Annotated in this window: 20 protein-coding genes; 9 read left to right on the forward strand and 11 right to left on the reverse strand. The window is 64.3% G+C overall.

Going from position 1 to position 19,288, the window contains the following annotated elements; translation table 11 throughout:
• Nucleotides 1–15 precede the first annotated feature (15 nt).
• Nucleotides 16–888: an OmpA family protein gene (locus tag COW1_RS04280; protein WP_201345535.1), complete on the reverse strand. Its 873-nt coding sequence runs from the start codon at nt 886–888 to the stop codon at nt 16–18.
• Between the two features lie 127 nt (nt 889–1,015).
• Between COW1_RS04280 and COW1_RS04285 the strand changes: the two genes are divergently transcribed.
• From COW1_RS04285 to COW1_RS04295, 3 genes are all read left to right on the forward strand, one after another.
• On the forward strand, nt 1,016–1,300 hold the full coding sequence (locus COW1_RS04285; RefSeq protein ID WP_096366308.1) for a hypothetical protein: 285 nt from the start codon (nt 1,016–1,018) through the stop codon (nt 1,298–1,300).
• A 64-nt stretch (nt 1,301–1,364) separates the two neighbouring features.
• Nucleotides 1,365–2,372 carry an agmatine/peptidylarginine deiminase gene (locus tag COW1_RS04290; RefSeq protein ID WP_369801195.1) on the forward strand — a complete coding sequence of 336 codons (1,008 nt, stop codon included), beginning with the start codon at nt 1,365–1,367 and terminating at the stop codon, nt 2,370–2,372.
• Nucleotides 2,369–3,253: a carbon-nitrogen hydrolase gene (locus COW1_RS04295; protein ID WP_096366306.1), complete on the forward strand. Its 885-nt coding sequence runs from the start codon at nt 2,369–2,371 to the stop codon at nt 3,251–3,253. Before COW1_RS04290 ends, COW1_RS04295 begins: the two co-directional genes overlap by 4 nt.
• A 275-nt stretch (nt 3,254–3,528) precedes the next feature.
• On the opposite strand, the gene bioA is transcribed toward COW1_RS04295, so the two are convergent.
• The gene (bioA, locus tag COW1_RS04300) at nt 3,529–4,845 is read right to left on the reverse strand and encodes an adenosylmethionine--8-amino-7-oxononanoate transaminase (RefSeq protein ID WP_201345536.1); all 1,317 of its coding nucleotides are present in this window, start codon (nt 4,843–4,845) and stop codon (nt 3,529–3,531) included.
• Between the two features lie 200 nt (nt 4,846–5,045).
• Here bioA and COW1_RS04305 point away from each other — a divergent pair, with 200 nt between their 5' ends.
• The 3 genes from COW1_RS04305 (at nt 5,046) to COW1_RS04310 (ending at nt 7,091) form a co-directional block, all read left to right on the forward strand.
• On the forward strand, nt 5,046–6,167 hold the full coding sequence (locus COW1_RS04305) for a 3-deoxy-7-phosphoheptulonate synthase (protein ID WP_201345537.1): 1,122 nt from the start codon (nt 5,046–5,048) through the stop codon (nt 6,165–6,167).
• A gap of 44 nt (nt 6,168–6,211) precedes the next feature.
• Nucleotides 6,212–6,343: a hypothetical protein gene (locus tag COW1_RS17115; RefSeq protein ID WP_255405007.1), complete on the forward strand. Its 132-nt coding sequence runs from the start codon at nt 6,212–6,214 to the stop codon at nt 6,341–6,343.
• Between the two features lie 82 nt (nt 6,344–6,425).
• Nucleotides 6,426–7,091, forward strand: a complete 666-nt coding sequence (locus COW1_RS04310) for a rhodanese-like domain-containing protein (protein WP_096366303.1) — start codon at nt 6,426–6,428, stop codon at nt 7,089–7,091.
• Between the two features lie 138 nt (nt 7,092–7,229).
• Here the strand turns inward: COW1_RS04310 and COW1_RS04315 are convergent, their stop codons facing one another.
• The 4 genes from COW1_RS04315 to COW1_RS04330 all read right to left on the reverse strand — a co-directional run bounded on the left by COW1_RS04315 (nt 7,230) and on the right by COW1_RS04330 (nt 13,109).
• Nucleotides 7,230–8,573, reverse strand: coding sequence for a sigma-54-dependent Fis family transcriptional regulator (locus COW1_RS04315; RefSeq protein WP_201345538.1), 1,344 nt, complete (start codon nt 8,571–8,573; stop codon nt 7,230–7,232).
• A 139-nt stretch (nt 8,574–8,712) separates the two neighbouring features.
• The gene (locus tag COW1_RS04320) at nt 8,713–9,984 is read right to left on the reverse strand and encodes an NAD(P)/FAD-dependent oxidoreductase (RefSeq protein ID WP_201345539.1); all 1,272 of its coding nucleotides are present in this window, start codon (nt 9,982–9,984) and stop codon (nt 8,713–8,715) included.
• 179 nt (nt 9,985–10,163) lie between these two features.
• Nucleotides 10,164–12,452, reverse strand: a complete 2,289-nt coding sequence (locus tag COW1_RS04325; protein WP_201345540.1) for an RND family transporter — start codon at nt 12,450–12,452, stop codon at nt 10,164–10,166.
• A 39-nt stretch (nt 12,453–12,491) separates the two neighbouring features.
• The gene (locus tag COW1_RS04330) at nt 12,492–13,109 is read right to left on the reverse strand and encodes a TetR/AcrR family transcriptional regulator (RefSeq protein WP_172844280.1); all 618 of its coding nucleotides are present in this window, start codon (nt 13,107–13,109) and stop codon (nt 12,492–12,494) included.
• A gap of 184 nt (nt 13,110–13,293) precedes the next feature.
• Between COW1_RS04330 and COW1_RS04335 the strand changes: the two genes are divergently transcribed.
• The 3 genes from COW1_RS04335 to COW1_RS04345 all read left to right on the forward strand — a co-directional run bounded on the left by COW1_RS04335 (nt 13,294) and on the right by COW1_RS04345 (nt 15,157).
• On the forward strand, nt 13,294–13,725 hold the full coding sequence (locus COW1_RS04335; protein ID WP_201345541.1) for a hypothetical protein: 432 nt from the start codon (nt 13,294–13,296) through the stop codon (nt 13,723–13,725).
• Nucleotides 13,726–13,909: 184 nt separating this feature from the next.
• The gene (locus tag COW1_RS04340) at nt 13,910–14,401 is read left to right on the forward strand and encodes a DsrE/DsrF/DrsH-like family protein (protein WP_197703029.1); all 492 of its coding nucleotides are present in this window, start codon (nt 13,910–13,912) and stop codon (nt 14,399–14,401) included.
• A gap of 150 nt (nt 14,402–14,551) precedes the next feature.
• Nucleotides 14,552–15,157, forward strand: coding sequence for a DUF4202 domain-containing protein (locus COW1_RS04345; protein ID WP_201345542.1), 606 nt, complete (start codon nt 14,552–14,554; stop codon nt 15,155–15,157).
• A gap of 12 nt (nt 15,158–15,169) precedes the next feature.
• On the opposite strand, the gene COW1_RS04350 is transcribed toward COW1_RS04345, so the two are convergent.
• The 5 genes from COW1_RS04350 to COW1_RS04370 all read right to left on the reverse strand — a co-directional run bounded on the left by COW1_RS04350 (nt 15,170) and on the right by COW1_RS04370 (nt 19,235).
• Nucleotides 15,170–15,526, reverse strand: a complete 357-nt coding sequence (locus COW1_RS04350) for a hypothetical protein (protein WP_157745551.1) — start codon at nt 15,524–15,526, stop codon at nt 15,170–15,172.
• A gap of 47 nt (nt 15,527–15,573) precedes the next feature.
• A complete protein-coding gene (locus COW1_RS04355; RefSeq protein ID WP_096366294.1) occupies nt 15,574–15,840 on the reverse strand; it encodes a hypothetical protein in 267 nt (88 codons plus the stop codon).
• A gap of 43 nt (nt 15,841–15,883) precedes the next feature.
• The gene (gene tsaB / locus COW1_RS04360; protein WP_201345543.1) at nt 15,884–16,579 is read right to left on the reverse strand and encodes a tRNA (adenosine(37)-N6)-threonylcarbamoyltransferase complex dimerization subunit type 1 TsaB; all 696 of its coding nucleotides are present in this window, start codon (nt 16,577–16,579) and stop codon (nt 15,884–15,886) included.
• Nucleotides 16,576–18,525, reverse strand: coding sequence for an ATP-dependent DNA helicase (locus COW1_RS04365; RefSeq protein ID WP_242466492.1), 1,950 nt, complete (start codon nt 18,523–18,525; stop codon nt 16,576–16,578). The genes tsaB and COW1_RS04365 overlap by 4 nt, the downstream gene beginning before the upstream one ends.
• Before the next feature lie 173 nt (nt 18,526–18,698).
• The gene (locus tag COW1_RS04370) at nt 18,699–19,235 is read right to left on the reverse strand and encodes a hypothetical protein (RefSeq protein WP_201345544.1); all 537 of its coding nucleotides are present in this window, start codon (nt 19,233–19,235) and stop codon (nt 18,699–18,701) included.
• Between the last annotated feature and the right edge of the window lie 53 nt (nt 19,236–19,288).

The following is a 19,288-nucleotide window of genomic DNA, read 5'->3' on the forward strand; positions in this document are numbered from 1 at the left end:
CGGCTCGGCGTGGGGTTATTTCTCCACCAGCCAGACCGTGGCGCGGCGGTTGCCGGCCGGATTACCGGGATCGGGCTGCCAGCGCTCGCCGTAGCCGCGCACCTCGATGCGGCTGGCGGGAATGCCGCGCCGGGTGAGGTAGTCGCGCACCGCGCGGGCACGCGCCAGGGAGATCCTCTCGTTGGCCATGGCCGTGCCGCTGCGGTCGCTGTGTCCGGCGACCACCACACGCGTGATGCCGCGGCCGGCCTTGTAACGCTGCACCGCCGGTTCCAGCGCGCGTCGGGCCAGATAGCCCAGGCGGGTCGAATTGCTGTCGAAGGTCACGCTGTATTCGCCGCTCGGCATGAAATCGAGTTGCATGATGCCGGCCAGGCAGCGCTGGAACGCCGGCAGGGCCTGGCGCAACCGCACCGCCGAGACCGTCACCGCCAGGGGTTCGGCCGCGGCCTGGACAGGCTGCCAGTCCAGCCGCGTGAAGTGCCCCTGCTCCAGTTCGTGCAGCAGGGTGCGCACCGTGGCACCGCGCAGATCCAGCGGCTGCATGGTGCCGGCGACCGGCACCCGACCGATATCACGGCCCTGGGCATGGTGCTGCCAGGGGGCGGGGATCGAGCGGATGGTGACGGCGGTATAGTCGGTGATCGCCATCGGCACCTGCACCTGGAAGCGCAGCGGCTCGGCCCAGCGCTGGACGAAGCGGACCGAGCCGAAGCCCGGCACCTCATGGCTCAGTGCGCAGGCGCGTCCGTCAGCCTGCACCCGCCAGTCTGCGGTCTCGAAATCCGCCTGATAGTGTTGGGCAGGGATCTGCGCCGGGGCGGCCGGTATGCCCAGCCCCAGTCCCAGGGCGATAAACCAGCAATGGCGAATCCGGGAACGGCTCATGCCAGCTATGTCGGCACCAGCGGGCGGGACTTTACCGCCGCCCGCGGACCGGCATGCTGCCTGATTCGCATTCCACAGGGGCCGTGATATAGTTGCCGCCAAGCCTGCTTTGCAAGGAGATTCAACCATGTACCGGTTTTCGCCCCTGTTCGCCATCCTGGCCCTGACGCTGCTGGCCCTGCCCGCCCGGGCCGAGGTCCTGCTGATCAAGGCCGTCGAAGAGAGCGCCTCGGTGCAGACCCCGTCCCGGAGCAGTTCGATGGACAGCGTGCGCAGCCGGTTCGGGGCGCCGCGCGAGGCGCATGCCGCCATCGGCGAGCCGCCCATCACCCGCTGGGACTATCCGGATTTCACTGTCTATTTCGAGCACGACCGCGTCATCCACGCGGTGGTGCACCGCGACCAGCCCTGACCTCACCCTGCCCCGCATGACCCGTCCCTACCTCCCGCCCGAATGGGCCCCGCAGGATGCGGTCATGCTGACCTGGCCGCATTATCACGGCGACTGGGCCGCCCACATCGACCAGGTCGACGCCCTGTTCGCGCGTCTGGCCTGCGAGATCGCGCAGCGCGAGACCGCGCTGATCGCCTGCCATGACGACGACCACCGCGCCCACGTCGCCGATCTGCTGATGCACTCCTGCGCCGACCTCAACCGGGTCGAGCTCTATGTGGCCGCCTCCAACGACAGCTGGGCCCGTGACCACGGACCGATCACGGTGCAGCGTTCCGGCCGGCCGGTACTGCTGGACTTCAACTTCAACGGCTGGGGCGGCAAGTACCCCGCCGAACTCGACAACCGCATCACCGCCCGCCTGGCCGAGGCCGGGGCCTTCGGCGCCACCCCGCGGGAACCGGTCGATCTGGTGCTCGAGGGCGGCAGCATCGAGGTCGACGGCGCCGGCAGCCTGCTGACGACGGTGTCCTGTCTGCTCAGCCCCGGACGCAATCCCGGACTGGACCGCTTCGAACTCGAACAGCGGCTGCGCGGGCACCTGGGTGTGGAGCGCATCCTGTGGCTGGAACACGGCGTACTGGAGGGCGACGACACCGACGGCCACATCGACACCCTCGCCCGCTTCTGCGACGAACACACCATCGCCCATGTGCAGTGCGAGGACCCGGCCGATCATCATTACGTGCCGCTGCAGGAGATGCAGCGCGAACTCGAGGCCCTCAGGCGGCCGGATGGCAAACCCTACACGCTCATTCCCCTGCCCCTGCCGGCGCCGATCCGGGACGACGAAGGCCGGCGCCTGCCCGCGACCTATGCCAATTTCCTGATTCTCAACCAGGCCGTGCTGGTGCCGGTGTACGGTGATCCGCAGGACGCGCTGGCATGCGAGCGTCTGGCCGCCGCCTTCCCCGACCGCGAGCTGGTCGCATTGGACTGCCGTCCCTTGATCCGCCAGTACGGCAGCCTGCATTGTGTCACCATGCAACTGCCGCGCGGGGTGCTGGGCGACGTGAAGGAACCGGTATGACACGGACCCTGACAGTGGGATTGGTGCAGCGCGGCTGCGGCGAAGACACCGCTGCCAACCTGGAAACCATGCTCGCGGGGGTACGCGAGGCCGCCGGGCGCGGGGCCAGGTTGGTGCTGCTGCAGGAATTGCACAACAGCCGCTACTTCTGCGTCACCGAGGAGACGCGCCACTTCGACCTGGCCGAACCCATTCCCGGCCCGAGCAGCGATCGGCTTGGCGCTGTGGCCGCCGAGCTCGGCGTGGTGATCGTCGCCTCCCTGTTCGAGCGCCGCGCCGCCGGCCTGTACCACAACACCGCGGTGGTGCTGGACGCCGACGGCCGGCTGGCGGGACGCTATCGCAAGATGCACATCCCGGACGATCCCGGCTATTACGAAAAGTTCTACTTCACCCCGGGCGATCTCGGCTTCACCCCCATCGACACCGCCGTCGGCCGGCTGGGGGTGCTGGTGTGCTGGGACCAGTGGTATCCCGAGGCCGCGCGCCTGATGGCCCTGGCCGGCGCCGAACTGCTGCTCTACCCCACCGCCATCGGCTGGGACCCGGACGACACCCCCGAGGAGCAACAGCGCCAGCGCGAGGCCTGGGAGACGGTCCAGCGCGCCCACGCCGTGGCCAACAATCTTCCGGTGCTGGCCTGCAACCGGGTCGGCTTCGAGCCCGACCCCTCCGGCCAGACCGCCGGCAGCCGGTTCTGGGGCGGCAGCTTCGTCGCCGGCCCCCAGGGCGAGATCCTGGCCCGCGCCGGCGGGGAGACCGAGACCCTGGTCGTCGACATCGACCTGGCCCGCAGCGAGCAGGTGCGCCGGCTCTGGCCCTATCTGCGCGATCGGCGCATCGATGCCTATGGAGATATGGTGAAGCGGTATCGGGATTGAGTTGGCGATGTTGACTGGGGTGTGGCGCTGGCAACGCGGAGGGCGCTAAGGCGCGGAGGCGCTAAGGAATATCAAGGCTAAAGACGCTTACATAAGGAAAAATATGACCCGTCATTGCGAGCGCAGCGTGGCAATCTCATGCGGCAATAGCAACCGATTGGAGATTGCCACGTCACTTCGTTCCTCGCAATGACGGTCCTTGCTTTTCCCCATCAGACTCTGCGCCTCCGTGTTTCCGCGTCCTCTGCGTTACACACCGCCTGGGCCTGAACTACTCAGCAACACTCCCGCACCACCTCGCACATCGCCCCGGTCAGGGTCGCCAGTTCGTCATCACTGATGATGTAGGGCGGCATCACATACACCAGGTTGCGGAAGGGGCGCACCCAGACCCCGCGCTGGACGAAGGCCTCGGGCAGCGTGTGCATGTCCACCGGATGGATCAGCTCCACCACCCCGATCGCGCCCAGCACCCGCACGTCGCGCACCTGTTCCAGTTCCCGGCAGGGGGAGAGACCGGTTTCCAGCGCGGACTCGATGCGGGCGATATTCGTCTTCCAATCCGATTCCAGCAGCAACTCCAGCGAGGCCTGCGCCACGCTGCAGGCCAGCGGGTTGGCCATGAAGGTGGGCCCGTGCATGAATACGCCGGGGTCGTGATTGCTGATGCCCTCGGCCACCCGCGCGTTGCACAGGGTCGCGGCCAGGGTCATGTAGCCGCCGGTCAGGGCCTTGCCCAGGCACAGGATATCGGGCACCACATCGGCGTGGTGCATGGCGAACAACTCGCCGGTACGGCCGAAACCGGTGGCGATCTCGTCGAAGATCAGCAGCACGTCGTGGGCATCGCACAGGGCGCGCGCCCGGCGCAGGAATTCGGGACAGTAGAAGCGCATGCCGCCCGCCCCCTGCACGACGGGTTCGAGGATCACCGCCGCGATCTCGTGGCCGGCGTGCTCCAGATGCTGTTTCAATTCCACGATCTGGGACTCGCGCCACTCCTCGTCATTGCGGCAGTCCGGCATGCGGGCGAACAGATGCTGCGGCAGCACACCGGTGAACAGATGGTGCATGCCGCCGACCGGATCGCACACCGACATGGCGCCGAAGGTATCGCCGTGATAACCGGCACGGATGGTCAGCAGCTTGTTGCGCTGGTTATGCCCCTGCGCGAACCAGTACTGCAGCGCCATCTTGATGGCGACCTCCACCGACACCGAGCCGGAATCGGCGAAGAAGACATGCTGCAGCGGCTCCGGGGTGATGTCGAGCAGGGTGGCACCCAGACGCGCCGCGGGCCGGTGGGTCAGGCCGCCGAACATGACGTGCGCCATGGCGTCGAGCTGGTCGCGGACGGCGGCGTTGAGTACCGGATGATTGTAGCCGTGGATGGCTGACCACCAGCTGGCCATGCCGTCGATCAGCTCGCGGCCGTCCTCGAGCCGGATGCGGGTGCCACTGGCAGAGGCCACCGGATAGGCGGTGATCGGCTGCGTCAGCGAACTGTAGGGGTGCCAGAGGTGCTCGCGGTCGAAGCGCCGCCAGTCCTGTTCAAATGCGGCGCTGGCCGGGCCGGGATAATGGATGCTCATGGTATCGCTGGCCTGGAATCGGTATTTGTCGTTAGTATACAGGCCATAAGAGTGACAACAATCCCGGCGGCATTGTAGGTTGGGTTAGCCCGAAGGGCGTAACCCAACATCCAGACCGCATGCGTTGGGTTACGGCGCTGTCGCGCCTAACCCAACCTACAATGTCCGTGAATCCCAATAATCTCACAGGACTTCGTCTCATGATCCTCATCCTCGAACCCAACACCGATCCCGATTCCGATGCCTACCGGCAGCTGATGAACTTCCTCGAGCAGCTGCCCAACATCCAGACCCGCACGCACCGGGTGGTGGGCGCCGAGCAAACGCTGACCGAGATCTATCTCATCGGCAATACCAGCGCCCTGGCGGTCGACGAGATGTCCACCCTGCCGACGGTGGAACGGGTGGTGCGCATCTCTGAGGAGTATCGTATCATCGGTCGCCATCACGACAACGAGCGTTCGCTGGAATTCACCTACAAGGGCGTGACCTTCAGCCAGCACGAGCTGCATGTCTTCGCCGGACTGTGCGCCGTCGATACGCCGAAGCACGTCGAGATGATGATGCAGGCGCTGCAGGAGCACGGCCAGGTCTGCACCCGCATGGGCGCCTACAAGCCGCGCACCAGTCCCTACGCCTTCCAGGGCCACGGCAAGAGCTGTCTGCCCTATGTGTTCGAACTGGCCGGCAAGTACGGCATCCGTGTCATCGCCATGGAGGTCACCCATGAAAACCATGTCCGCGAGATCCACGAGGCCCTGGATCAGACCGGGCACCCGACCGGCGTGATGCTGCAGATCGGCACCCGCAACACCCAGAACTTCGAACTGCTCAAAGCGGTCGGTCGCCAGTCCGAGATGCCGGTACTGCTCAAGCGCGGCTTCGGCATCACCCTGGAGGAATCGCTCAACGCGGCCGAGTATCTTGCCAGCGAGGGCAACAGCCGGATCGTGTTCGGCCTGCGCGGCATGAAGACCAACATGGGCGATCCGCACCGCAACTTTGTCGACTTCGCCCACGTGCCGGTGGTCAAACGTCTCAGCCGCCTGCCTGTGTGCATCGATCCCTCCCATTCCGTCGGCAGCCGCGACCGCGCGCCCGACCGGCTGCTCGATGCCATGCACGTCACCGCCCAGGGCGTGATCGCCGGGGCCAACATGGTGCTGGTGGATTTCCACCCGGTGCCGGAAAAGGCCCTGGTCGACGGCCCCCAGGCGCTGCGCCTGGATGAGTTGGCACTCTTCCTGCAAGACGTTCAGATAGCCCGCGAGGCTTATTTGAACCGAGTGGCACTGATGCGGGAGCATACGGCCGAACCCTGACCGTCCCGCCTCGGAATGAATGCCACCATGGAGGAGAGTCTGAGATGCCTTACTGGAGCATTATCCTGCTGGCGCTGATCACGGCCCACCCTGCCCTGGCGGCAGAGGACGCCGATGGCGATGACGGCAACGGCGGAACCGAGGAACCCGTCATTCCCGAAGATCCCGATTGCTGACGCGGTCAACCGTATCCATCCGTGCACCGGCAGGTGCGCAATCGAACCACCAACGCATAACACACCAGAGAGGAGAGACGCGATGAATCGCATCCGTACCACTGTATCGAGCATCCTGCTGGGCCTGTGCCTGAGCGCACCGGCCCTGGCCGCCGATGACGAGCTTGCCGTCAAGATCACGCCCGATCTTCCCAGCGTGACCGTGACCCATCAGGGCAAGAAGGTCACCATCATGCGCAATCAGAACGAGAAGAACACGGTCGATCCGGCCTTTTCCAAGACCTCGCGCAAGTGCCCGCCCTTCTGCATTCAGCCGATGCAACTGGCGCCGGGCGTAGAGACCATCGCCGAGACCGAGATGCTGGACTATCTGCAGCGCAAGGAGAACGGCGACGACAGCATCCTGGTCATCGATTCACGCACGCCGGACTGGATCGAGCGCGGCACCATCCCCGGCTCGGTCAATATCCCCTGGACCCAGCTCAATGCCAGCCGCTCCGATCCCTTCACCATCGAGGATATCCTGGAAAACCAGTTCGGCGCGCGCAAGCAGGAAGGCCTGTGGGACTTCAGCAATGTGAAGACGCTGGTGATGTTCTGCAACGGCATGTGGTGCGGCCAGTCCCCGAACAACATCCAGTCCCTGCTCAAGTTCGGCTACCCGGCGCACAAGATCAAGTGGTATCGCGGCGGCATGCAGAACTGGGAGATCCTGGGTCTGACCACCGTCGGGGGCAAGGCCAAGTAACCCCGGCGTTGCCGGAGTTCCTCACGGAGCGGCCAGTGGCCGCTCTTTTTATTTTTTGCGCCCGCACCTGTCGGTGTCTGACAGCGGCTGCCGGATGACGGCAGAGGCTGACAGGATGTCAGCGTCGGCCACTGCCGATCAGGGTGCTGGATGGCTGATATCGAGCTTGAGCTTGCTGATGTAGCGATACAGGGTGCGTTCGCTCACGCCCAGCAGCCCGGCGGCCCGGGCGCGGTGGCCGTTGGCTCGATCCAGGGCCGACATCACGTCCTGCGCGCTGAGCCGGCCACTGCGCCGCGAGAGCAGCGTGTCGGTACGGTGTGAGGGCACCTGGGTGTCGATGGGCGTCTGGGTATCCTCGAACACGATGTGCTCGGGCCGGATCATGTCGTCGGCGGCCAGGATGGCGGCCCGCTCGATGATATTGCGCAGTTCGCGCACATTGCCCGGATAATCATGATCCAGCAGTGCCTCGATCACCTCTGCGGACAACGGCAGGTGACGGTCCGCCCCTTCCATGCCGGCGAGGAAGTGCTCGGCCAGCTGCGGGATGTCGTCCTTGCGTTCACGCAGGGTCGGGACATAGACCGGGAAGGCGGACAGACGATAATACAGATCCTGGCGGAACTCGCCGGCAGCGACCATGCGCTGAAGATCGCGGTTGGTGGCGGTGATGATGCGCACGTCCACATCGATGTAGTCGGTACCCCCGATACGCCGGATCTGCCCGCTTTCCAGTACCCGCAGAAGTTTGGTCTGCAGGGGCAGCGGCAGTTCGCCCACCTCGTCGGTGAACAGGGTACCGCCGTTGGCGGCCTCGAACAGCCCCTTCTTGCGCTGGGCCGCGCCGGTGAAGGCGCCCTTCTCGTATCCGAACAACTCACTCTCGATCAGGCTCTCGCCCAGCGCCCCGCAATCCACCACGATGAAGGCGCCGTTGGCGCGACGGGAATAATGGTGGATGTACTTGGCCACCTCCTCCTTGCCCACCCCGCTTTCGCCCAGCAGCAGCGCCGTGGTCTGGGTGGGGGCGACCCGCTGCAGCAGACTGGTCATGCGCAGCAGCGGCCTTGAACGGCCGACCAGCAGGGTATCGGTGGTCGCATCCGGTGCCGCAACCGGGAAAATGGTTTCGCCGATATAGCGCACCCGGCCGTCGTCATCCAGCAGGGGGCTGGCATGCAGCTGGACGTATTCCTCGCGTCCGTTGCCATCATAGTGGATGTGCATGACCTGGGTTGCCTGGCGCCGATTGAAGACTTCCTCCAGCGGGCAGTGCTCGCCATGGTGGCTGCAGGGCTCATCGGAATGGTGTGAGACCTGGTGACACTTGCGACCGACTATCTGGTCGGACTCGACACCGTAGCGCTCGCGGTAGCTTCGATTGGCCGCGACGATATTGAAATCGCCATCGATGACCACGAAGGGGTTCGGCATGATATCGATGATCTGCTCACAGCTGGGACGGATTCGGTTTGACATGGGGCTTCCCGTATCAAGTCAGAATTGTTCATGACAGTGTCGTCCAATGACAGCAAAAGTCACGTTCGGATACAATCCTCCGAACATGACATGTTATGACACTCAGGCCGCGAAGGCGGCCATGAGTGCGTCTTCCTTCCTATTTGAGCTTGGCGATGCCTATCGCCTTCAGCACGTACTTCTCGTACACCGGCTCGGTCGAGCCGCGCTTCATCTTGGACAGAAAGTATTTTTCGAAGGCGACCTTGGCGTAGTGCACCCATTTGCCCTTCTTCATCCAGGAGACGTTGCGAGGCGGGATCTGCGGCATGGCCACGAAGGCCACGCCGGTATCGCCCATGTCGGCCAGGCAGATGGCGTTCCAGGTCGCCTCCCGGTCCACGGGCTTGCTCTCCAGGTCATTCTTTATGTTGTGGGCCACGGCCGTGACCATGGACTCGATCATGTAGCCGGTCTTGGGTGTGCCGGTCGGCACCGGCGTGGCTTCCACCGGTGGGATGGCGATGCATACGCCCACGGAATAGATGTTGTGCCATTTGGGGTTGCGCTGGTACTCGTCGACCTTGATGAAGCCGCGCGGGTTGACCAGTTCCTCGCCCAGGGCGGCAACGGCATCCACGCCCTTGAAGGCCGGAAGCATCATGGAATAGTTAAACGGCAGTTCGTGCTGCTTGATCACCTCGCCATCGGCATTGTGTTCGGAGACGTACATCTTTCCGGCTTCGATCCGGTCGACCTTGGCGTTGGTGATCCAGTTGATATGACGCTGGCGCAGCTCGGATTCCATCATGCCCTTGGAATCGCCCACCCCGCCCAGGCCGAGATGGCCGATGTAGGGCTCTGAGGTCACGAAGGTCATGGGGACCTTGTCGCGTAGTTTACGGTTGCGCAGATCCGCGTCCATGATGAAGGCGAATTCATAGGCCGGCCCGAAACAGGAAGCGCCCTGCACCGCGCCGACCACGATCGGCCCCGGTTCATGCACGAATTTCTGCCAGCCGCCATAGGCCTTCTCCGCGTGCCCGACGGTGCAGACCGACTCGGTAAAGCCATCCGGCCCCAATCCCTCGATCTCGTCGAAGGCCAGTTTGGGACCGGTGGCGATCACCAGGTAGTCGTAGTCGATGGCCTGGCCGTCGGTCAGGACCAGCTTGTTGTCGTCCGGCTTGATCTCGCTGACCGCGACCGGGATGAAATCGATACCCTTGTTCTCCAGCCTGGGCTTGATGTCGAAGCTGATGTCGGCACGGCTGCGCCAGCCCACGGCCACCCAGGGATTGGAGGGTACGAAATGAAAATCCGGCGTGGCGTTGATGACGGTCACCCTGTGGTCGCTGCCCAGGGCTTCCTTGATCTCGTAGGCGGCGGGCATGCCGCCGGTGCTGGCGCCGATGATGACAATATGTGCCATTACTGTTCTCCTGCAATGTGAATGCATTCTGACAGACAGGATAGAGCAGAATCTATGCCAGGGAAGCGGAACTGCCTGTCAGGCGTGTCATGACGCTGCAAAGCTTGATTTGAATCAAGATTGGGTCGGTATTGCCGGTGGAAGACAGGGGATGACCCGCAGGCAGGGACCGGGCCGGATCAGTAATTGCGCCGTCGATCCAGCGCCATCAGCAGCGGCGGCAGCAGCAGGAAATCGGCCAGCAGTGCCAGCAGGATGGTCATGGCACTGAGCATACCCATCCCGGCGTTGACCTCGAAGGCGGACTGCGCCAGCACCAGAAAGCCGGCCGCCAGTATCAGCGTGGTCATCCACAGCGCCGTACCGACCGTGTGGAAGGCATAGCGCACGGCGTGCTCGCTGGACAGGTGCTGTTCGCGCCGCGCCCGCAGATACTTGCTCAGAAAATGCACCGTATCGTCCACCACGATGCCCAGCGTCATGCCGGTGACCACCGACAGCGCCAGCCCCACCTGCCCGACCAGCAGCCCCCACAGGCCGAAGGCCATGGCCGCCGGGACCAGGTTGGGGATCAGGCTGATCAGGCCGATGCGCAGCGAACGCAGCGCCAGGATCAGGATCATAGAGATCAGCACCAGGGCCAGCGTGGTGCCGCCCAGCATGCTCTGGATATTGCGCTTGCCGATATGCGCGAACATCACCGTGGGACTGGCCCCCTCCGTTACCTGTTCCGGGGCGTGCTCCTGCAGCCAGGCCTGGGCCCGCGCCTCGAGCGCCAGCAGATCGTTGGACGACATTGACTCCACGGTCACGGTCAGCCGCGTGGACGACTTGTCGACGTTGATCTGGTTGTTCAGATCCAGTCCGTAGGGCAGTGACATCTCGTAGAGCAGCAGATACTGGGCCGCCAGCTCGCGCTCCCGTGGCAGACGGTACCAATCCGGATCGTCGCCATGCAGGTTCATATTCAAGCGCTTCATGATTTCGGTATAGGTATTGACGTGCATCACCTGCGGTTGCTGCCGGTACCAGTCGGCGAAGGCCTCGACCCGACTCAGGAAACCCGGATCGGCGATGCCGCCCGGCTCGCCCGCCGGCAGCGAATACTCGATGGTGTACATGCCGGTGAGATGCTCGACAGCGAAATCGGTGTGGGCGCGGAACTCGATGGACGGATCGAAATACTTGACGAATTCGTCATTGAGTTCATTTCTGGGAATGAAGGCGATCAGCAGCAGGATCAGAGCGCTCATGCCCCACAGCAGCGGGCGCTTGCGGCGGATACAGAACTCGGCCAGCCGGTCCATCGCCACGCGCCGGGTCTCAGGCTGCGGACGTACCCGCAGCGGCAGCACCAGCATCAGTGCGGGCAGCAGGAAGATCGAGGCCACAAAGGCCGCGCCCATGCCCATGGCAACGATGTTGCCCAGATCCCGGAACGGCGGCGCATCCGAGAAATTCATGCTGAGAAAGCCGATCGCGGTGGTCAGACTGGTCAGGAAGATAGGCTGGATGTTGATGCGCAGACTCTCCAGCATGGCCTGACGGCGGGCGTGACCCAGTCGCATGTTGTGCAGGAAATTGACCAGCACGTGCACGCAGTTCGCCAGGGCCAGGGTCATGATGATCTGCGGCGCAAAGGCCGATGGCGGCGACAGGGTGATGCCAAGCCAGCCGGCCAGTCCCATGGCGGTGAGGATCGACAGGCCGATAGCGACGAAGGTGGCAAGGCTGGCGGTAAGTGAACGCAGCAACAGCAGCAGGATCACGAAGATCAACGCGAACATGGCCGGCACCAGGGTCGCCATATCGTGCCGCGTCTCCTCGGAGAAGGCGTTGTTCATCATCACCATGCCGGTGGTGTAGACCTCGATGCCGGGGTAGCGCGCCTGGAAGCGCTCGACCAGGTCCCGGGCGTGCGCGACCGCCTCGGGGGTTTCCTCGGTCAGGTTTTCGCCCGGCAGCTGCAGCACCACGTTCACGCCGGTAACCTCGGCATCGGGGGCGATCAGACGGTTGACCAGCAGCGGTTCACTCAGGGCGACTCGGCGGATGCGCTCGATCTCTGCCGGGTCCAGATCGGCGGCGTTGCTGACCAGGTTTTCCACCACCAGATCGTCGGCCTCGGCGTAGGTGTGCTGGAAATTGCTGATGGAGTCGACCCGCAGTGAATAGGGGATCTGCCAGGCCTGCTCGGTCAGCCACTCGACCGCGGCCAGGGTGTCGCGGGTGAATACCTCACTGTCTTCGGGCGCCAGCACGAACAGGATGTTGTCGTTCTGGGTGTAGGTGTCCTGCAGCCGCTCGAAGGCGAGCAGCTGGGGATTTTCCTTGCTGAAGAAGATCTGATAGTCGTTGGTGAAGTGCAGTTTCCCCGCACCTGCACCGGCCAGCAGCGTCAGCACAAGCAGCAGCGGGATCAGCAGCCAGCGCAGACGCAGGATCCGTTCGGCCAGTCGGGTAATCATCCGGTTATTATTCTCGTTGGTGTGGTATCGGCGGCGGTCTCAGGCGCGCAGCGACTCCAGATAGCTGATCAGGCCGGCGCCGCAGTGATTGAGCGGTTCCTTGCTCTGCGCATTCTTGGCGATGCCGATGCAGCCGGTCAAGGCGGCCACAATGAAGGTGGCGACCTGTTCGCAGTCCACGTCGGCCCGGATCCGGCCCCGGGCGCGGCCGCGCTCCAGCGCCCGTGCCAACCAGGCACGCCAGTCCTGGTACACCGCGTCGATGCGCCGGCGGAAGCCCTCGTCCAGCGGCGACATCTCCTGGGCCAGGTTGTTGAGCGGACAGCCCAGGGTGGTGATCTGATCCCCGGCCAGGCGATCCATGTGCCTGATGGTATGAATGATGCTGCTCAGTGGATCCTCGGCCTGCTCCAGCGGCTTGCGCCAGATGTCGCTGATGATCCCGCGGATCACATCCTCGACCACCGCGTAGCCCAGGGCCTGCTTGTTGGGGAAATGATGATACAGCGCACCCTTGGTCAGCCCGGTGGCCTTGAGCACGTCATCCAGACGCGTGCCCTGGTAGCCGTGACGGTAGACCTCCTGATAGGCGGATTCCAGGATGCGCCGGCGGGTGGCGTCCGGATTGCGGGTGCGGTGGCGTTCTTCGGTTGACATAAGTCTGACCATGATACGGGGCGCGATCTCTGGCGTCCCCTCTTTTGTCCCATCGTTTTCAATGCCTGCAAGAACAGTAGCTTATAAATACATACTCATTTACTTGACTTTTCCTCAGGTGAGGGTCTATTTTACATACCAACTGGTTTGTTTTCCAGGCCCATACCGGCGAAGGAGGCCTTTGATGACCGGCACACCCATCCAGACCCGCCCCGCCCGGGACATGGCCCGGCCCTTGCCGGAAGGCAGTTTTACCGTTTTCCTCCGGGGCAGACCCATCACCGCGACCCTGACACCCCGTGCCCGCCGGGCGGCTGAGGCGCTCGGCGCCGCGATGGTGGTGGAGATGGAGTTGTTTTTCAGCTGTCTGCTGCGCAAGCGTCTACGCTTTCACCAGGCGGATACCGCACCGGAGTCGGTACTGGAACCGGTCGAGCTTTATCCCGGCCTCAGCCTGCTGTTCCGCCCCATCGTCGCCGAAGTCTGCAATATCGATACCGTGGAAGGCGAGCCGCCGGTCAGGACCATGCCGGCGAAGCGAGCCGATGCCTTTATCCCGAAATGGGTGAGCATCGATCACCGTTCCGGTGATTGGGTGGGTGAATTCGGCTATTGAAGCCGGCGCGTGCCGTCCCGCGCACAAGACAACATGACGGCAATAAAGGGACCCTGTACATGACCGATCGAGGAGACCTCACATGACTGAACCGAATGCACAGATGGACCAGTGGCTGAACCAGAAGCTCGACGAACTGTTGCCGCAGAAGCTCCAGGCCATCGAACAGAGCAAGACCCCGAGCATGGCGATCATCGCCACCAAGGGCACCCTGGACTGGGCCTATCCGCCCTTCATCCTGGCCTCCACGGCCGCGGCCCTGGGCTGGGACACCCACATCTTCTTCACCTTCTACGGCCTGTTGCTGTTGAAGAAGGAGATCCCCTCCGAGGTCAGCCCGCTGGGCAACCCGGCCATGCCGATGAAGATGCCCTTCGGTCCCAAGTGGTTCCAGAACATCACCTGGCCGATGCCCAACCTGATCATGGCCGGCATCCCGGGCTTCGAGAAGGTCGCCACCTCCCTGATGAAGAAGACCTTCAAGAACAAGGGCGTGGCCACGGTCGAGGAACTGCGCGAATTGTGCATCGAGGCCGAGGTGAAGATGTCCGCCTGCCAGATGACGGTGGACGTGTTCGGCTTCGATTCCAGCGAGTTCATCGACGGCCTGGATTATGTCGGCGCGACCTACTTCATGCCGGTGGCGCGCGAGTCCGACGTCTGCCTGTTCATCTGATTCCGTCGCTCACTCCCTTAATACAACAACCCGCGCATCTGCGCGGGTTTTTTTATGGGGTGAGGAGTGAGGAGCGAGGAAGAAGTCCGGCTGGCTGGAAACGCAGGGCCTGGGGTAAACTCTGCGGGTATCACAACAAGGAATTCCTGCATGTCAGATACCGCTAAATTCGACCGCGCCGTCGAACTGATCGACGCCGCCAATCGCGAAGACCCCAACCAGGAAACCGTCGACGGTGAAAGCTGGCCCAAGGAACTGCTCTACGGTCATCGCATGAGCGACATGATCGAGCGTTTCGACCCGCAGGCCGACGCCGCCGCCAAACTGGCCGTGCGCGCGCAGCATATCCAGCGCTGGAAATCGCCTCGCAGCGATTACCCGATGGACCGCAAGGGCTACCATCAGTGGCGCACCGCCCTCTATGATTTCCATGCCGAAACCGTCGGCGCCCTGCTGGAACAGGCCGGCTACGACGAGGCCTTCGTCGACCGCGTCAAGCAGGCCGTGGGCAAGAAGGCGCTCAAGCGCAACCCGGACACCCAGATGGTGGAGGACATCGCCGCCCTCGTCTTCATCGAACACTACATGGAAGAGTTCGCCGGCAAGCACCCTGAATACGATGAGGAGAAGTGGATCACCATCATCCAGCGCACCTGGCGCAAGATGTCGCCGCGGGCACAGGAATTCGCCCTGACCGGCGGCATCCAGCTGCCTGAGGCGCTGGTGCCGCTGATTCAGAAGGCGGTAGCGGCATAACCGCGAAACCGGCTATTCGCAGGGCGGAATCCGGGCGTCGGGCAGCGTCTCGACCGACTTGAAGCCCTGTGCCTCGGCGGCATCAAGATCCGTCGCGTCGATGGTGTAGACATTGATCCGGCCGGTCGCCGCCCCGCACATGGCGGGGTAGGCCCTGCCGTCCCGAGCCTTCTGTCCGCAGATCACCTCCACCCCGGCATTGACCAGCTCACGCCGCATATTCTCGACAGTTATTCCGCCGTCCTCACACTGCACCGAGCCATCATATTTATACACACTGAGCAATTGCGCCTGCCGGGTATGGGTACAGCCGGCAACGACAGTACAGGTCATCAGTGAGAACAGGGCAATAAGCTGTAGTGGTTTCATGGCGACTCCTCGAATGACTCCTTCATGCAGGTGGCGATGACAGCGACTCAACCCTTGCGGATCATCTCCTCGATCTCGGCAACTGTGGTCTTCCACTCCCCGGTCTCGTTGCCCCCCTGCGCCATCAGTTCCATCAGTCGGTAGGCGAGCCGGCGGGTCTCGGGCGTCATGTCCTTCAGCTTGTTCAGCAGGTAGAGATACTGACCGTTCTCGGCGGACAGTGTCTTGAGCAGGGCAAACAACAGCAGTGAAGCGCCGCCATGGGTGTTGTCACTGACGATCTGTCGGGTTTCCTCCAGGACGGTTAGATCCATGACTGTTCCTTGAATCATTAAAATCTCAACGCAAAGGCGTTTATTACTTCGATTCCAGCTTCGCGGTCTGCACCACCTGGTCGCGCAGGTAGACCGGCACCGCCTGCCCGGCGCTGACGCTCCGGCCCTGCCGGTACAGTTGCAGGGCCAGGGGAATCATGTCGGCGGCGTGCGGCAGGGCCTCGGGTTCGTACTGGACGATGCGCCCGGTGCAGTGGTTGTTCAGGGCGTCACCGTAGGCCTTCCAGCCGCTGCCGCGGGCCTGCCATTCGCCTCTGCCGGGACAGGTCACGCGGTCCGGCGGGCACACGGCCTCCTCCACGACCGGCTGCATGACGCCGTCGCGGTCGCGGCTAAAAGCGGCCCAGTAGACCTCGTGCATGCGGGCGTCGATGGCGGCGAGCACCGCGTCGTTGTCGGCGCCCTGTGCCAGGGTGGCAAGGGTCGAGACCGGGATGACGGGCAATCCGGCGGCAAAGGCCAGGCCCTGGGTAATGCCGGCGGCGATGCGCAGGCCGGTGAAGCTGCCGGGACCGCGGCCGAAGGCAATGGCGTCGAGCTGCTGCAGTTTCAGACCGGCCTCGCTCAGCAGCACCTCGATCATCGGCAGCAGGTTGCGCGCATGGCCGCGCGGGTCCACCAGGCAGCGCGAGGTGATATCTCCCTGCACATACAGGGCGGCACTGCAGGCCTCGGTGGCCGTATCCAGGGCCAGGATGCGATCGACGGCGGCGGTCATGCGCGGGCCTGCTCTCCCTTGTCGGTCATGCCTGCAGCGAAGAAGGCCTCGACCTCACGCAGCTCGCGCGTGAGCGGCATGGGCGGCAGGCTGCGGCGGAACACCCGGCCGTAGGGCTTGTTGAGCAGGCGCGGGTCGCACAGCACCAGTACGCCGCGGTCGGCGGCGTCGCGGATCAAGCGGCCCACACCCTGCTTGAGGGTGATGACCGCGGCCGGTACCTGAAACTCCATGAAGGGATTGCCGCCGGCCTCGCGCAGCCGATCGATGCGGGCCTGCACCACCGGATCGCCGGGAGCGGCGAAGGGCAGCTTGTCGATCAGCACCAGTGACAGGGCCTCGCCGCGCACGTCCACTCCTTCCCAGAAGCTGCTGGTGCCGAGCAGCACTGCGTTGCCGAGCTCGCGGAAGCGGCGCAGCAGTTCGCGCTTGGGCATCTGGCCCTGCACCAGTACCGGGTACTCGGATTCCTGCAGCCGGTCGGCCGCCGCCTGCAGGGCGCGATGGCTGGTGAACAACAGGAAGGCGCGGCCGCCGCTGGCCTCGATCAGGTGCTCGGCGTGATCCATCACGGCGCCGGTGTAGCTGGGACTGTTGGGTTCGGGCAGCGCCGGCGGCACATACAGCAGGCTGTTGGACTGAAAATCGAACGGGCTTTCAAGCTGCAGGGTGTGCGGCTCATGCAGGCCCAGCTGGCCGGTGAAATGATGAAAGTCCTGTCCCACGGCCAGGGTCGCGGAAGTGAAGACCCAGGTCGCCGGCAGCCGCGCCAGTTGCTGCTGAAAGATGCCGGCCACGTTCAATGGCGTGAGATGGATGGCGAAGCTGCGGGTATAGGTTTCCAGCCATTGGACGTACTCGCCGTCAGCCTCAGCGCAGACGCGGGCCAGCTTGTGGGCAAGCTGCTCGGCCCGGTGCCAGCAGCCTTCCAGGCCCTTGCCGCGCGGCGCGGCGGTCTCCAGCCAGGTACGCAGCTGCTCCAGCACCGACCTGAGATCCGCCAGCGCGGACTCCACCTCCGGCTTGTGGCGGATATCCTTCCAGGGCAGGCGGCGGTTGCCCTGACCGAAGGCCAGACGCAGGTCGGCGGCGGCCTTGTCCAGCGCATCGGCACTGTCGGGCAGGTTCTGCATGTCGCCTGCCTCGCGCAGGTGCTCGGCCTTTGCATCGCGGGCCAGCTGCTGCAGCTGACGGCTGCCCAGGCTCAGCCCGAAGAACTGCGCAGCGGTCTCGGGGAGTTGATGCGCCTCGTCGATCACCACTACCTCGGCGCCGGGCAGCAGTTCGCCGAAGCCTTCCTCCTTGAGCGCCATGTCGGCACTGAGCAGATGATGGTTGACCACCACCACCTCGGCCTCCTGGGCGCGGCGCCGGGCCTTGAGTACGAAGCAGTCACGGTAGGACGGACAGTCGCTGCCCAGGCAGTTGTCGGCCGTGGAGGTTACGCGCGGCCAGACCGGCGCATCCTCGGGGACATCGCTCAACTCGCTGACATCACCGGTACGGGTGCGGCCGGACCAGTCGTTGATGGCCTGCACCTCGGCCGCCTGGCGGCGGCGGGCGAAGCGCCCTTCCTCCAGGGTGAGTTGCAGTCGGTGCAGACACAGGTAATTCGATCGGCCCTTGAGCAGGGCGAGCTTCGGCTGCACGCCCAGCGCCTCGCACACCCGCGGCAGGTCGCTGTGGAACAGCTGATCCTGCAGATGGCGGGTGCCGGTCGAGAGAATGGCGCGCTTGCCGCTGTGCAGCACCGGCACCAGGTAGGCGTAGGTCTTGCCGGTGCCGGTGCCGGCCTCGACCACCAGCTGCTCGCGGGCGTCGATGGCCTGCTCCACGGCTGCCGCCATGCGCAGCTGCGGTTCGCGCACATTGAAGCCGCTGACCAGTTCGGCGAAGGGGCCGGTACTGCCGAGGAGTTCGGAGGCTGTCGAGTCGAGTTCGGTCACGATAGGATATGGTTCTGGTGAGTCAACAAGTAGGTCGGATTAGCCCGCAGGGCGTAATCCGACTCGTACCGGGCTGTGTCGGGTTACGCTACGCTAACCCGACCTACGGGCCTGCGCCGGAATGACGGTGATCCGATTAATTCCACCCTGTGTCTTCTGCGTTGATGCCGCCCTCAGCCCTCGTCATTCTCGAGGACGCCCTCCTCCCGGGTCCAGACCAGGCGGCCGATGGCCTTGAAACGGGCGATGGACAAGGGACCGCGCTTGCTGCGTTTGCTGGCGGCGGCCGCGTCGATGGTCTCGATGATGACATCGCGGTCGGCCTCGTAGATCTCGGTAGGCTCGTAGCTGTCGTCCATCAGTACCAGCACCACGCTGTCCCAGTCCCTGTCCAGCTTGAGCTGGCCAAGGCGGTGGCCGGACTTGCTCTCATCGAAGATGGTGCGGCACTTGATCTGGATGCGGCGGCCCTGGCGCGCACCGCGGCCGACGGCATCAAAGCCGGCCTGGCGGTCCTCGGCCAGTTCCAGATCGAGCAATCGGGCGGCGTCGTTCTCAGCGATCTCGGCGCTGATGCCGGGCAACGGCTTACCGGTGGCGCGCCAGTAGTCGGCGGCCAGTCGCCGGGCCTGGGAGATCAGCTTGTCGACGGCGTAGGGGTTCTCGTCCTCGGCCGGCCTGTCGTTAGGGTTTGATTCCGGTTCGGCCATGATGCCCGGTCGCTCCAGTTGAACCGGGCTGTGCCGCGTTCTGCCCGGTAGAC

The sequence above is a fragment of the Thiohalobacter sp. COW1 genome (genome assembly GCF_016629505.1).
Lineage (GTDB): Bacteria > Pseudomonadota > Gammaproteobacteria > Thiohalobacterales > Thiohalobacteraceae > Thiohalobacter > Thiohalobacter thiocyanaticus_A.

Bases quoted from the DNA above. Each gene is read 5' to 3' on its own strand.
- COW1_RS04280 (WP_201345535.1), bottom strand. From the start codon at position 888: ATGAGCCGTTCCCGGATTCGCCATTGCTGGTTTATCGCCCTGGGACTG.
- COW1_RS04285 (WP_096366308.1), top strand. From the start codon at position 1,016: ATGTACCGGTTTTCGCCCCTGTTCGCCATCCTGGCCCTGACGCTGCTG.
- COW1_RS04290 (WP_369801195.1), top strand. From the start codon at position 1,365: ATGCTGACCTGGCCGCATTATCACGGCGACTGGGCCGCCCACATCGAC.
- COW1_RS04295 (WP_096366306.1), top strand. From the start codon at position 2,369: ATGACACGGACCCTGACAGTGGGATTGGTGCAGCGCGGCTGCGGCGAA.
- bioA (WP_201345536.1), bottom strand. From the start codon at position 4,845: ATGAGCATCCATTATCCCGGCCCGGCCAGCGCCGCATTTGAACAGGAC.
- COW1_RS04305 (WP_201345537.1), top strand. From the start codon at position 5,046: ATGATCCTCATCCTCGAACCCAACACCGATCCCGATTCCGATGCCTAC.
- COW1_RS17115 (WP_255405007.1), top strand. From the start codon at position 6,212: ATGCCTTACTGGAGCATTATCCTGCTGGCGCTGATCACGGCCCACCCT.
- COW1_RS04310 (WP_096366303.1), top strand. From the start codon at position 6,426: ATGAATCGCATCCGTACCACTGTATCGAGCATCCTGCTGGGCCTGTGC.
- COW1_RS04315 (WP_201345538.1), bottom strand. From the start codon at position 8,573: ATGTCAAACCGAATCCGTCCCAGCTGTGAGCAGATCATCGATATCATG.
- COW1_RS04320 (WP_201345539.1), bottom strand. From the start codon at position 9,984: ATGGCACATATTGTCATCATCGGCGCCAGCACCGGCGGCATGCCCGCC.
- COW1_RS04325 (WP_201345540.1), bottom strand. From the start codon at position 12,452: ATGATTACCCGACTGGCCGAACGGATCCTGCGTCTGCGCTGGCTGCTG.
- COW1_RS04330 (WP_172844280.1), bottom strand. From the start codon at position 13,109: ATGTCAACCGAAGAACGCCACCGCACCCGCAATCCGGACGCCACCCGC.
- COW1_RS04335 (WP_201345541.1), top strand. From the start codon at position 13,294: ATGACCGGCACACCCATCCAGACCCGCCCCGCCCGGGACATGGCCCGG.
- COW1_RS04340 (WP_197703029.1), top strand. From the start codon at position 13,910: ATGGCGATCATCGCCACCAAGGGCACCCTGGACTGGGCCTATCCGCCC.
- COW1_RS04345 (WP_201345542.1), top strand. From the start codon at position 14,552: ATGTCAGATACCGCTAAATTCGACCGCGCCGTCGAACTGATCGACGCC.
- COW1_RS04350 (WP_157745551.1), bottom strand. From the start codon at position 15,526: ATGAAACCACTACAGCTTATTGCCCTGTTCTCACTGATGACCTGTACT.
- COW1_RS04355 (WP_096366294.1), bottom strand. From the start codon at position 15,840: ATGGATCTAACCGTCCTGGAGGAAACCCGACAGATCGTCAGTGACAAC.
- tsaB (WP_201345543.1), bottom strand. From the start codon at position 16,579: ATGACCGCCGCCGTCGATCGCATCCTGGCCCTGGATACGGCCACCGAG.
- COW1_RS04370 (WP_201345544.1), bottom strand. From the start codon at position 19,235: ATGGCCGAACCGGAATCAAACCCTAACGACAGGCCGGCCGAGGACGAG.